This is a genomic window from Amycolatopsis sp. CFH S0740, assembly GCF_004522315.1.
In the GTDB taxonomy this organism is placed as follows: domain Bacteria; phylum Actinomycetota; class Actinomycetes; order Mycobacteriales; family Pseudonocardiaceae; genus Amycolatopsis; species Amycolatopsis nivea.
Genome location: NZ_SDLS01000017.1, coordinates 189,548 through 202,238 on the forward strand (window position 1 = coordinate 189,548; position 12,691 = coordinate 202,238).

The window sequence follows — 12,691 nt, forward strand, 5'->3', positions numbered from 1 at the left end:
AGGACATGCCTGAAGCACTGGTTTGCGGCGCGGGAGTCGCTGGTTGCGCGTCGGCCTACTGGCTGCGCCGCAGCGGGTACGACGTGACGGTCGTGGAGCGCGCCGAGGGGTTGCGCAGCGGAGGTCAAGCGATCGACATCCGCGGGGTCGCGCTGGAGGTCATCGACCGGATGGGCATCGGCGAGCAGGTCCGCGCCAAGCGCACACGGATGCGCGGGATGTCGATGCTGGACGCGTCCGGCAACGAGGTGTTTCGTTCCGAGGAACGCACCTTCAGCAGCGGCCGGCTCGACAGCGCGGACATCGAGATCCTCCGCGACGACCTGGTCGAGCTGCTGCACGACGCCGCCGACGTCGAGTTCCGCTTCGGCGACGAGATCACCGCGCTCGACGCCGAGTCCGGCCGGGTCGAGTTCGCCAAGGCGCAGCCGCGCACGTTCGACCTGATCGTGGGTGCGGACGGCGCGCATTCGGCGGTCCGGCGGCTCGCGTTCGGGCCGGAGGACCAGTTCCGCCGCTACCTCGGCCAGTACCTGGCTGTTTTCCCGGCGGCCAACACGGTCGGCCTCGAGGACTGGCAGATCTGGTTCCAGGGCGAGGGCGTCGGCGGCGCGGTCTACCCGGTGCCGGGCAACGAGGAGATCCGGGTGACGCTCGGCTTCGCCGAACCGGAGTACCGCGCGATCCGGGACGTCGCGGAGCAGAAGAAGCTCATCGCGGACCGGCTGAGCGAGGTCGGCGGTCCGGTTCCTGACCTGGTCAAAGCCATGGAAGACTCCGAGACCTTCTTCTTCGACGCCATGCTCCAGATCCACCTCGACCGCTGGACGACCGGCCGGGTCGCGCTGGTCGGCGACGCCGGGTACTGCGCGTCCGTGCTGTCCGGGCAGGGCACGAGCCTCGCCTTGGTCGGCGCGTACGTCCTGGCGGACTCCGCCGCCGACTACGAGACCCGGATGCGCCCGTTCGTCGAGCTCAACCAGGCGCTGGCCACGGAAAACGCCGCCGGGCCCGCGTCGGAGGAATCGGTCGAGCGGGCGAAGAACGCGATCAGCCTGGACCGCTGACCCGCCAGCTGGCGGGAGATTCCCGCCGCCCGGCTGGCCCGGTCCGGCTCCCGGGCGGCGAGGATGGGTCCCGCACCCCGATTCCTTGGAGGCTCCCGCGATGACCGCCTATCCGCCGCTCCCGTTCGACCCCGAGCTCGCCGCGGCGCTCGAAGTGCTGGCGGCCGAGCGGCCGCCGATCAAGACGCTCGAGTCGATCCCGGCGGTGCGCGCGGCCGCGGCGAAGCGGCAGATCTCGCTGGAGGAGATCACCGCCGACGGCGCCCTCGAAGTGTCCGAAGTGGACGCGGAGGGGCCGCGCGGCCCGATCCCGCTGATCGTCGCGCGGCCGGCCGGGGCGGTCGACGTCCCGGTGCTGTACTGGCTGCACGGCGGCGGCATGATCATCGGCGGCCACCAGGGCGGCGACCTGTACTTCCTCAAGGAGTACGCGACCGAACTGGGCCTCGGCTTCGTCTGCGTCGACTACCGGGTCGCGCCCGAACACCCGCATCCGGCACCGGTCGAGGACTGCTACGCCGGCCTGGAATGGACGGTCAAGCACGCCGCCGAGTACGGCTTCGACTCCTCCCGCGTCGTGATCGGCGGCGCGAGTGCGGGCGGCGGCCTCGCGGCGGCAACGGCGCTGCTCGCCCGCGACCGCGGCGGACCGGACCTGATCGGCCAGCTGCTCGTGTACCCGATGCTCGACGACCGCAACGACTCGCCGTCGGCGATCCAGATGGCCGAGATGGGCAGCTGGGACCGCGCCGCGAACCACGTCGGCTGGACCGCGCTGCTCGGCGACGCTCGCGGCGGCCCGGACGTGTCGCCCTACGCCGCCCCCGCGCGCGCTGAAGACCTGTCCGGCCTCCCGCCCGCGTTCCTCGACGTCGGGAGCACCGAGACCTTCCGCGACGAGGTCATCGCCTACGCGAACCGGCTGTGGCTGTCCGGGGTGCAGGCGGAACTGCACGTCTGGCCCGGCGCTTTCCACGGCTTCGACGGCTCGGCTCCGCAGGCGGCGCTGTCGCAGCAGGCCCGCGCCGAGCGGACGCCGTGGCTGCGGCGGCTGCTCGGCTGAACCGGACGAGCGATGATGGACCGATGAGGGAGCTGGTCACGCATCTGAGCGCGCTCGATCCCGGCGCGGCCGAGACGGTCAAGGTCATCGCCTATTTCGACCGGCTGGTCGAGGGCCGCGCCGGGCTGGAGCCGATCGTGCGCGGGGCGGCGGTGCTGTCCGGCTGCCCCGCGCGGCTGGCCGACGACGAACGCCGGGTGCGCGTCCGCGTCGAACCGGACGGGCGCGTCGTGCCGTCGGACGGACCGCCCGATCCGGAATGGCCCGCCGCTCCGGTGCGTCCCGACGGGCCGGTCGCGCTGTGGCTAGAACGGCCCGGTCCGGCGAGCCCGGTGGACGCGATGGTGCTGGAACGCGCGTCGGCCGCAGCTCGGGCGGTGCTGGACCGCACCCGCGGCCGGGTCGTCGATCCAGCGTCCGTGGAAGTGGTGCTCGACGCGTCGGCGGACGAACGAACCCGGCTCCGCGCCGCACATCGGCTTGGGCTCGGCGCCACCGCGCGAGCTGTCGTGACCGACGCGGTCCCGCTGGTCGTCCCTCCACAGTGGACTCCGCCGGAACGGGCCCGGGTCGGCCTCGGCACTGTCGTGGACCTGGCCGACCTGCCGGTGTCCGGCGAACAAGCCCGGACGGCTTTCCGGTTCACCGCCGCCGAAGACGACCCTGGACCGTCCGTTGTGGACTACGCCGAACTCGGCGGACTGGCCGTGCTCGCCGACGCGGTGGGACCCCGGACCAAACCGGTCGCGGATGTCGCCAGCCTGGAGAACGCCCGCGCGGCGGCCCCGTGGGTGTTGCCCACGCTGGTCGCCGTCGCGGGTGCTCCGAGTCTGCGCGGCGCCGCGAACACGCTGGTAGTGCACCATTCGACCCTGCAGGATCGCCTGGCCCACGCCGAGCACCTGCTCGGCTGGCCAGTGCGCGATCCCGCCGGCCGGTTGCGGTTGCAGCTGGCTATCGCGCTGTGGCGGCTGCACCGCACCGGTTGATCACGGCGTGAGCAGCGGCAGCAACGGCTTCCGCACCGCCGTCGCGACCCCGTCCGACTCGGCAGCCGCGGCGATCCGCTCGTCCGTCGGCGTTCCGTAGGACGTGGTCCGCTGCCGCAGCGGACGCCCGAGCGGCTCGACCATCGCGCGCATGTCGCTGATCGTCTTGTACGACCCGTTCGCCGCGCCCGCCATCCGGCTGATCGTCTCCTCCATCAGCGTGCCGCCGATGTCGTTGACGCCGCCCTGCAGCACCGCCCGGCTGCCTTCCTCGCCGAGCTTCACCCAGGAACTCTGGATGTTGTCGAACGTGCCGTGCAGCAGCAGCCGCGACAGCGCGTGCACTGCCCGGTTCTCGCGCAGCGTCGTGCCCGCGCGGGCGAGCCCGGCCAGATAGATCGGCGAGCTCTGGTGGATGAACGGCAGCAGCACGAACTCGCTGAACCCGCGCCGCCCGTTGCGTTCGACGCCCTCGCGCTGCAGTTTGGCCAGCAGTTTCAGGTGCCCGACCCAGTGGCTCGGGTTGTCCACGTGGCCGTACATCATCGTCGCCGTGGTCGGCAGCCCGATCTCGTGCGCGGTGGTGACGACCTCGATCCACGCGTCCGTCGGCAGCTTGCCCTTGGTGAGCACCCAGCGGACGTCGTCGTCGAGGATTTCCGCCGCGGTGCCCGGCAGCGAGTCCACTCCGGACTCCTTCGCCCGGATCAGGAAGTCGCGAATGGACAGATTCGTCCGCGACGCGCCGTTCACGACCTCCATCGGGCTGAACGAGTGCAGGTGGATGTCCGGCTGCCGCCGCTTCACCTCGGCCGCGAGGTCGAAGTACGCGGTGCCCGGCAGATCCGGGTGGATGCCGCCCTGCATGCAGATCTCGGTCGCGCCCGCGGCCCACGCCTCGTCCACCCGGTCGCCGACCTGCTCCAGCGACAGCGTGTACGCGTCCGCATCGGTCTTCCGCTGCGCGAAGGCACAGAACCGGCAACCGGTGTAGCAGACGTTGGTGAAGTTGATGTTCCGCGTGACGACGAAGGTGATGTCGTCCCCGACCACCTCGCGCCGCAGGTCGTCGGCCAGTTTCGTGAGCGCGTCCAGCTCCGGCCCGTCGGCGTGCAGCAAGGCGAGCGCGGCGTCGTCGGACAGCCCGGCGGGGTCCTTTTCCGCGCTGCGCAACGCATCCCGGATGTCGGTGTCGAACCGCTGCGGTCCAGTCTTGATCTTACGGCCGATCTCTTTCCAGTCGCCGTAGACCGAATCAAAGTCGCCTCGGCGGTCCTCGGTGCGGCCGGTGGTGTCGATCTCGGTGTGCAGGTCGGTGCGGCCGGACTCCTGCCAGCCGCCGTCCGGCTCCTGCCACGGGATCCCGACCGGCATCGCGCCGTCGCGGGCCAGCCCAGTTTCCCCGTCGACCAGCGCCGCGACGTGCCGCGTGACGCGCGGGTCCAGCCACGGCTGGCCGCGCTTCACGTACTCCGGGTAGATGGTCAGCCGCTCGCGCAGCTCGAAACCGGCCTTCTCGGTCTGCCGCGCCAGCAGGTCGATCTGCGGCCACACGCGTTCCGGGTTCACGTGGTCCGGCGTGAGCGGCGAAACGCCGCCCCAGTCGTCGATGCCCGCGCGGATCATCAGGTCGTACTGGTCGCCGATGAGGTTCGGCGGCGCCTGGATGCGCATCCGCGGGCCCAGCACCAGCCGGGCCACGGCGATGTTCGCGGCCAGTTCTTCGAGGTCGGCGTCCGGGGTCGCGCGCATCTTCGTGTCCGGCTTGGCCCGGAAGTTCTGGACGATGACTTCCTGGATGCCGCCGTACTCGCGGGCGGTCTTGCGGATCGCGAACAGTGCGTCGGCACGTTCCTCGTGCGTCTCGCCGATCCCGATCAGCACGCCGGTGGTGAACGGCACCGAGCTGCGCCCGGCGTCCTCCAGCACGCGCAACCGGACCTCGGGATCCTTGTCCGGCGAACCGTAGTGCGGCCCGCCCTTCTCGCTCCACAGCCGGCGCGCGGTGGTCTCCAGCATCATGCCCATCGACGGCGCGACCGGCTTGAGCCGCTGGAAGTCCTGCCAGGACAGGACACCCGGGTTGAGGTGCGGCAGCAAGCCGGTCTCTTCGAGCACCCGGATCGCCATCGCGCGGACGTAGGACAGCGTGTCGTCGTAGCCGTGCGCGTCCAGCCATTCGCGCGCGGCTTTCCAGCGGTCCTCCGGCCGGTCGCCGAGGGTGAACAGGGCTTCCTTGCAGCCCATCTCGGCGCCCTTGCGGGCGATGTCGAGCACCTCGTCCGGCGACAGGAACGGCGATTCGAGCCTGCCGGGGACGGTGACGAAGGTGCAGTAGCCGCACCGGTCCCGGCACAGCCGGGTCAGCGGGATGAACACCTTGCGGCTGTAGGTGATGATTCCCGCGCGACCGGCTTCTTCGAGGCCCGCGTCGCGGATGCGGGAGGCGTGGTCGGACAAAGTCTTGAGGTCGTCGCCGCGGGCGTGCAGCAGCACGGCCGCCTCGGCGACGTCGAGCGTCTTCCCGTCTCGCGCCCGGGCGAGCGCACGGCGCATGGCCGACGGGGTGGGCGTGGTCACGCCAGCTTCGGGCTCCATTCCCGCCACGCTAGGACCCGGCCGCCGCGACCAGCCAGCTCTTAGCCCGCCACCGTGCGTGCTGGTTGTCCAGGGTGATCATTAGCGCAGGTTGCGGGCTTGTCGGCGACGGATGGCGGCGGTATTACCTAAAGGGTGGCGTCAGTGATCGGGAAGCGCATCGGCGGGCGGACGTACTACTACCTCGCCGAGTCCGCGCGCGTCGACGGCAAGCCGCGCGTGGTCGGCCAGCGGTACCTCGGGACGGCCGAGGACATCGCGGCGGCGGTCGCGGGCGGCGGTCCCGAGGCGGCTGGCGCGCGCCATCGGTCGTTCGGGGACGTTGCCGCCGTGTGGGGGACGCTGCAGCGGCTCGACCTCGTCCGGCGCGTTGATTCCGTGGCTGGGCCGCAGCGTGCTCGGCCGACACTCGGTCTCCATGTCGCGCTTGCCGTGCTGCACCGGGCGACCGCGCCGGAGACGGAGTTCGAGGAGTGGTGGACCGGCTGTCTCGCGCAGGATCTGATTCGGCCCCGGCCGCCTAAGGGTTCGATCACGACGGCTGGGCATTGGCGGGCGTTGCAGCGGCTTACCCCGGAGCGGATCGCTGCGGTGGAAAGTGTGGTGGCGGAAGCGGTTCTGGAGCTTCTTGGCGATGACGGGACGGAGGCGCTGGCGGTCGATGTGGCTCAGTTCGCCGCGTTCACCGCTGCGGATTGCACGTTGCCGTCGGCTTGTCAGGACGTGCTGGCCGGGCTCGGGTTGGTCGTCACGCGGGATGGGGCGATTCCGTTGGCGTCCCGGGTTTATCGGAGGGAGAACGCGCCGACCTTCGGTGCGCTGGCCGCTGAATTAGGGGAGCGGCATACGTTGGTTTTCCACTCCGGTCAGGCTGCGCAGCTCGATCTTGGCGCGCGGACCGGGTTTGTCGGGTCGCTTCCGTTGGCGGATCATCCGGAGTTGCTTGCGCGGCCTGCGTCCGTGCGGCGGCGGGTGGATCCGGAGCGGTTTGCCGGGCTGACTGCTTTCGACACCGTGGCGACTGTGGACGGTGCTCGGCGACGGGTGATCCTTCTTCATTCCGCGACGCTGCACGCGGCGCAGTATCGGGCGTTCACCAGTGAATTGAGCACTACGGTGCGGGAGCTTGACGGGCTGGCTGCGGCGCTGGCGGCCGGGACGCATCGGGGGGACCGGACGCAGGTGCATGCGGAGATGTCGCGGATTATTCGCGGGCGGCGGGTGGAGCGGGTGTTGAATACTGCGCTTACTGGCAACCGTGCTGGGGAACTGCGGTTGGAGCGGCGGGTTGACGAGGCTGCGGTCGCTCGGTTGGCGGAGGAGTTTTTCGGGAAGCAGATTTTGGTGACTGATCGGGATTGGCCGGTTGCTGAGGTTGTGACTGCTTATCGGGCTCGGACTTATCTCGACTCGACGTTTCGCTGGTTGACCGGGTCTGCGGTGGCTGGGCCTTCGCCTCGGTGGGAGTGGACTTCGCATCGGATCGCGGTGCATGCGTTGGTGTCTGTGCTCGCTGCGACGGTCACGCATCTGATGCGGCGGGAGGCGGATCGGGCTGGGATGAATCTTTCGGTGGCTGAGTTGCTGGATCAGTTGCGGGGGATCGGGGAGACCGTGTTGCGGCATCGGTCTACCGGGGGGAGGCCGCGGACTCGGCGGATTTTGTCTGATCGGACTGGGAGGCAGCAGGCGTTGTTCGAGTTGTTCGGGTTGGAGAGGTTCGGGCCTGCTTGAGGTTCGGCTCGTCGCCTGGCGGCGACATTGCCGTGGTGGTTGCGTGGGGCACCCCGAAGGTTGATTGTGCTGACGGTTCGGGGGTGCTTGTCAAGGCGGGAAAGATGCCTTGACAAGCACCCCCGAACCGCAGGGGAGCTTCGTATCGGGGTGCGGGGGTGGTGTGGGTGCCTCGCTCGTTGGGTGCGTCGGTGCCTGTTTAGGGCCGTGAGGGGAACCCTGAGGGAATCAGAGTCAATGAGGGTGGCCCTCACGTGCGTTGGCTCAGTTTTCGCGGTCGATGTTCAGGGCGGAGAAGGTTTGCACGACCGGCATCAGTTCGATGACGTTGATGTTCACGTGTGCTGGCTNGCGTTGGCTCAGTTTTCGCGGTCGATGTTCAGGGCGGAGAAGGTTTGCACGACCGGCATCAGTTCGATGACGTTGATGTTCACGTGTGCTGGCTGGGAGCTTGCCCAGAAAACTGACTCGGCGACGTCGTCTGCGGTCAGCGGGGTGGTGCCTGCGTAGACGTTGTTCGCCTTGGCCTGGTCGCCGCCGAAGCGGACGGTGGAGAATTCGGTGCCGCCTACCAGGCCCGGTTCCACGTTCGTCACGCGGACGCCGGTGCCGCGCAGGTCGGAGCGCAGGTTGAGGCTGAACTGGTGCACGAACGCCTTCGTCGCGCCGTAAACGTTCGCGCCGGGGTAGGCGTAGCTGCCTGCGACCGAGCCGATGTTGATCACGTGTCCGGCGCCGCGTTCGACCATGCCGGGCAGTACTGCGCGGGTGAGGTGGACGAGACCGGTCACGTTGGTCTCGATCATCTGGTCCCAGTCTTCCAGCTTCGCCTCGTGCGCGGGCTCGAGACCCTTCGCGAGGCCGGCGTTGTTGACCAGGATGTCGATCTTCGCCCACTCCTCGGGCAGCTGCGCGACGACATCCGCGACGGCGGCCGGGTCGCGTACGTCCAGGACCAGCGGGTACACCGCGTCGCCCAGTTCGTCCGCCAGCGTCTTGAGCCGGTCGCCGCTGCGGGCCGCGGCGACGACCCGCGCGCCTTCCGCTGCGAACCGGCGCGTGATCGCTGCACCGAAGCCGGCGCTGGCGCCGGTCACCAATACGGTCTTCATGGAGTGCGTCACCGTTCTTCCGCGTGGTCCTGGTCCAGGAAGCGGCCGAACACGTCGTTGAACTCGGCCGCGCGCTCCAGGTTAGGCAGGTGCCCCGCGCCGTCGAGCACCACCAGCTCCGAGCCGGGCACGAGCCGGTGCAGCAGCTGCGCGTCGGCGACCGGAGTGAACTCGTCCTCGCTGCCCACCGCGACCAGCGTCGGCACGCTGACCTGCTTGAGCGAATCGCGGTAGTCGGGGCGCTTCGCCCGGGCCCGCAACGCGGCCGCCGCGCCTGTCGCTGGTGCGTGGCGCATCATCTTCCGGACGTGCCCGGTCACCTCGGGGTTCTCGCGGAAGGTGCCCGGCGACACCATCTTCGGCAACAGTTCGTCGGCGTAGGCGGTCATGCCTTCCGCGAGCACCCGGTCCGCGGCCTGGTTGCGGCTCACCTTTCCTTCGTCAGTCTCGGGCTCGGCGAACGTGTCGGCGAGCAGCAGCGCGGCAATGCGCTCCGGGTAGTCCCGGACGGTCTGCATCACGATCTGCCCGCCCATCGACAGCCCGCCCAGCGCGAAGCGGTCGATGCCGAGGTGATCGGCCAGCCCGACGAGGTCCTCGGCGAAGTCTTCGAGCCCGCGGACCGCCGGACCGGTGCTTTCCCCGTATCCCCGCAGGTCAGGGACCACGACTCGGCGGCCGTTGCGGGCGAGGTGCTCGGCCTGCGGACCCCACATGGACCGGTCGAACGGGTGCCCGTGCACGAGAAGCACCGGGACCTCCGACCGCGGTCCGAGGTCGTCGTAGGCGATCCGGGCGCCGGAGGAGAGAAGGACTGTCTGCATGGTCCCGACGCTAATCGGGGCGATTTATCAGTGCAATAAGGTGCAATGTAGTCGGAGCAATGTTTTTCTAGCGCAGCTTCGCGAAGAACTGCCGGACGTCGCCCGCCCACAGGTCCGGCACCTCCTGTGCCGCGTAATGCCCGCCGCGGTCGTACTCGTTCCACGACACGAGGTTCCGGCGATGTTCGGCGAACACGCGGATCGACGGCAGGTCGCCGGGGAACTGCGCGACCCCCAGCGGCACCGGATTGCGGCTTTCTTCGGGCGTCTCCCGGGCTTCCTCGGCGTAGATCCGGATGGCCGAACCCGCCGTGCCGGTCAGCCAGTGGATCGTGACGTGGGTGAGGATCCCGTCCGCGTCGAGGCCGTGGTCGCGCATCGCCTGCGCGTTCCAGCCGAGCAGGCCGACGGGGGAGTCGGACAACGCGTGCGCGAGAGTCTGCGGCTGCTGCGCCTGGACGACGCCGTAGGACGCTTCGTTCGCGAAGTAGTGGTGGAACGCGTCCCACGCGGCTTTGTCCTTGTCGGACAGGTCGGCAATCCACTGTGGATCGTCGTCCGGCGGCGGATCCCAGGTCTGCGTCACGTGCGCGCCGATCACGTGTTCCGGCGCTACGCGACCGACCTCCGGCGCGATCCCCGAACCCCAGTCGTTGCCCGCCGTCCCGTAGCGCTCGTACCCGAGCCGGCGCATCAACACCGCCCAGGCCCGCGCGATCCGCTGCGGACCCCAGCCGGTGTCGGTCGTCGGTCCGGAAAACCCGAATCCCGGCAACGACGGCAGCACGACGTCGAACGCGATCGACGGATCGAGCCCGTGCGCGCGAGGGTTGCTCGACGGCCCGACCGCGGCCAGATACTCCGCCGCCGAGCCCGGCCACCCATGACTGAGGATCAACGGGATCGCGTCCGGCTCCGGCGAACGAGCGTGCAGGAAATGCACGTTGCTGCCGTCGATCGTGGTCGTGAACTGCGGATATTCGTTGAACCGCCGCTCCCAGGCGTGCCAGTCGTAGCGGTGTCGCCAGTGCTCGGCCAGCTCGCGCACCCGGCCGACGCTGACGCCGTACCCCTGATTACCGCCGACCGGCTCCGGCGCCCACCTTGTCCGGTCGAGCCGTTCTCGCAGGTCGACCAGGTCCGCTTCGGGGATCTCCAGCCGGTACGGCCGGATCTCGTCAATCATGCTCAGCTCCTTCGGAAAGCCGCCGGGCGCAGGCGTTGAGATACCGCACCTGGCGGATGTTGGTGGCGAGCTCGGCCGCGCGCAGGTACGCACTCCGGGCCGCTTCGCGGTCGCCCGCCTTTTCCAGAAGATGTGCGCGCGCCGCATAGAACCGCCGGTCCCGGTGGTCCAGCGCGTCGAGCAGTCCAAGCCCGGCGGTGGGTCCGTCCGCCATCCCGACCGCGACGGCGTGGCTCACCTTCGCGACCGGACTCGCCGAAACCTGGAGCAGCAGCCGGTAAAGCCCGACGATCTGCCGCCAGTCGGTCTCCTCGGCGGTCGCTGCCTCGTCATGGACCGCCGCGATCGCCGCTTGCAGCTGATACGGCCCGACCGGCCCGCGCGGCAACGCCGCCGTCACCAGGTCCACCCCGCGCCGAATCGACTCGGTCTTCCATCGTGTCCGGTCCTGCTCATACAGCGGGACCAGTTCGCCCTGCTCGGTCACCCGCGCCGGCGACCGCGCGTCCGTCAGCAACATCAACGCAAGCAGCCCCTTGGCCTCGCTGTCGTCCGGCAGCAAGGCAGCCGCCATCTCGGCAAGCCGGATCGCCTCTCGTGCAAGGTCACCGCGGCGCAGATCCGGCCCCGACGTCGCCGAGTACCCCTCGGTGAAAATCAGGTACAGGACATGCAGGACGGCATCGAGCCGCTCGCGGCGCGTTTCTTCCGGCGGCATCCGGAACGGCACGCCGCTGTCCTGGACGGTCCGCTTGGCCCGGGAGATCCGGCGGGTCATCGAGTCCTCGGACGTGAGGAACGCCCGCGCGATCTCCGCCGTCGTGAGCCCGCCGACGGCCCGCAAGGTGAGCGCGACCTGCGACGCCACCGAGAGCGACGGATGGCAGCAGAGCAGGAGCAGGATCAAGGTGTCGTCCCCGGTCTGCTCGCCGACCGCCTCGCGCGCGGCGCGGCTCTCCCGCTCGCGTCTTGCCTGGTCAGCGCGGAGCAGATCGATCAGCTTCCGGCTCGCGACCTGCAGCAGCCAGCCGAAGGGCCGCTCGGGAATCCCCGTCTCCGGCCACCGCTCGGCGGCTTTGAGCAGGGCTTCCTGGACCGCGTCCTCGGCCGGGTCGAACCGCCCATAGCGGCGGACCAGCGCGCCCAGCACCTGCGGCGCGAGGGTGCGCAGGGTGTCGTCGAGCGTGGCCGGGAGGGAGGGGTCGGTCATCTCTGCCGCCTCGGTGGCTTGGTTCCTGGGTTCAGAGTTCGGTGTCGTTCCCCATCACCGGCCGGACCACGACCCCGGCGTCGGCCAACCGTCCCGGGGCTTTGAGCAGTCCCGCCGCGATGTCGGTCGCCCGGTCGATACTGGCGCAGTCGACCATCCAGTACCCGGCGATGACCTCCTCGGTCTCGCCGAACGGCCCGTCGGTGACGACCGGAGCCCCGTCCCGCAGCTGGAGGCGGCGCGCCAGCACGGGAGCGGCGAGCCCCTGGGTCTCGACCAGCTCTCCCGAATCGGCCAGCGCCCCGGTGAACCCGGCGAGGAACTCGTCGACCGCCGCCATTTCCGCCGGGGTCGCCCCACCCACCTTGCCGCTGAGGTGGTCGTAGTCCTGCTGGTTGCCGTACGCCAGGATCAGGTACTTCATCGGATGCTCCCTCTGTCTTCGGTCTCGCATGGCCGTCAGTCGGGGAAAGAACGAAGCCGCCTGCCCCGCACCGGACATCGTCTCGACGTTCTTCTGGGTGACCCGGGTCACTCGCTGGTTCGGCGCTCATGATGCCTCCGAACCGCCCGCCCCCGGTGTCGTTGAGCGCGGGCACGCCGATGGCCAGCGGCAATCCGCTCTCGCCGGCGCCACGCTCGGCAAGCGGGTCTCGGCATTCACCGATAACGCGAGCCGCCCGTTCTTCCGCATTACGGCATCCGCGAGCCGATAAGCCACCGGATTCGCCGCGCTCCGGTCCGCTGAGTCGTGGCCGCGGTGCCCGCCGGATCGCCCGCAGCGGGCCTATTCGGCCGGTTGACCTGCGAAGATCGCATTAAGGGACCCCCCTGTTTAGGGCCGTTTTGAGCCGTGTAATCTTCTCTTCGTCGCCAGGGAAACCGGGCGGCCGCCGGGACACGAACCA

General features: G+C 69.9%; 11 protein-coding genes. 5 read left to right on the forward strand and 6 right to left on the reverse strand.

Annotated features, from left to right (window positions below; translation table 11 throughout):
- The first annotated feature begins 5 nt into the window (after positions 1 to 5).
- From EIZ45_RS27155 to EIZ45_RS27165, 3 genes are all read left to right on the forward strand, one after another.
- Positions 6 to 1,067 carry an FAD-dependent oxidoreductase gene (locus EIZ45_RS27155; protein WP_134662481.1) on the forward strand — a complete coding sequence of 354 codons (1,062 nt, stop codon included), beginning with the start codon at positions 6 to 8 and terminating at the stop codon, positions 1,065 to 1,067.
- A 100-nt stretch (positions 1,068 to 1,167) separates the two neighbouring features.
- On the forward strand, positions 1,168 to 2,130 hold the full coding sequence (locus tag EIZ45_RS27160) for an alpha/beta hydrolase fold domain-containing protein (RefSeq protein ID WP_134662480.1): 963 nt from the start codon (positions 1,168 to 1,170) through the stop codon (positions 2,128 to 2,130).
- Positions 2,131 to 2,153: 23 nt separating this feature from the next.
- Positions 2,154 to 3,119, forward strand: coding sequence for a helix-turn-helix domain-containing protein (locus EIZ45_RS27165; RefSeq protein ID WP_134662479.1), 966 nt, complete (start codon positions 2,154 to 2,156; stop codon positions 3,117 to 3,119).
- Here the strand turns inward: EIZ45_RS27165 and EIZ45_RS27170 are convergent, their stop codons facing one another.
- Positions 3,120 to 5,717, reverse strand: coding sequence for a bifunctional FO biosynthesis protein CofGH (locus EIZ45_RS27170; protein ID WP_167756574.1), 2,598 nt, complete (start codon positions 5,715 to 5,717; stop codon positions 3,120 to 3,122).
- Between the two features lie 144 nt (positions 5,718 to 5,861).
- Here EIZ45_RS27170 and EIZ45_RS27175 point away from each other — a divergent pair, with 144 nt between their 5' ends.
- The gene (locus EIZ45_RS27175) at positions 5,862 to 7,451 is read left to right on the forward strand and encodes a transposase (RefSeq protein ID WP_134662477.1); all 1,590 of its coding nucleotides are present in this window, start codon (positions 5,862 to 5,864) and stop codon (positions 7,449 to 7,451) included.
- 359 nt (positions 7,452 to 7,810) lie between these two features.
- On the opposite strand, the gene EIZ45_RS27185 is transcribed toward EIZ45_RS27175, so the two are convergent.
- The 5 genes from EIZ45_RS27185 to EIZ45_RS27205 form a co-directional block, all read right to left on the reverse strand.
- Positions 7,811 to 8,563: an SDR family oxidoreductase gene (locus tag EIZ45_RS27185; protein ID WP_134662476.1), complete on the reverse strand. Its 753-nt coding sequence runs from the start codon at positions 8,561 to 8,563 to the stop codon at positions 7,811 to 7,813.
- An 8-nt stretch (positions 8,564 to 8,571) separates the two neighbouring features.
- Positions 8,572 to 9,387, reverse strand: coding sequence for an alpha/beta fold hydrolase (locus tag EIZ45_RS27190; RefSeq protein WP_134662475.1), 816 nt, complete (start codon positions 9,385 to 9,387; stop codon positions 8,572 to 8,574).
- Between the two features lie 67 nt (positions 9,388 to 9,454).
- Positions 9,455 to 10,573, reverse strand: a complete 1,119-nt coding sequence (locus EIZ45_RS27195) for an epoxide hydrolase family protein (protein WP_134662474.1) — start codon at positions 10,571 to 10,573, stop codon at positions 9,455 to 9,457.
- Positions 10,566 to 11,783 carry an RNA polymerase sigma factor gene (locus EIZ45_RS27200; protein WP_134662473.1) on the reverse strand — a complete coding sequence of 406 codons (1,218 nt, stop codon included), beginning with the start codon at positions 11,781 to 11,783 and terminating at the stop codon, positions 10,566 to 10,568. Before EIZ45_RS27200 ends, EIZ45_RS27195 begins: the two co-directional genes overlap by 8 nt.
- Before the next feature lie 31 nt (positions 11,784 to 11,814).
- Positions 11,815 to 12,207: a YciI family protein gene (locus tag EIZ45_RS27205; RefSeq protein ID WP_134662472.1), complete on the reverse strand. Its 393-nt coding sequence runs from the start codon at positions 12,205 to 12,207 to the stop codon at positions 11,815 to 11,817.
- A 28-nt stretch (positions 12,208 to 12,235) separates the two neighbouring features.
- On the opposite strand from EIZ45_RS27205, the gene EIZ45_RS27210 reads away from it, so the two are divergent.
- The gene (locus EIZ45_RS27210; protein ID WP_134662471.1) at positions 12,236 to 12,499 is read left to right on the forward strand and encodes a hypothetical protein; all 264 of its coding nucleotides are present in this window, start codon (positions 12,236 to 12,238) and stop codon (positions 12,497 to 12,499) included.
- The last annotated feature ends 192 nt before the right edge of the window (positions 12,500 to 12,691 follow it).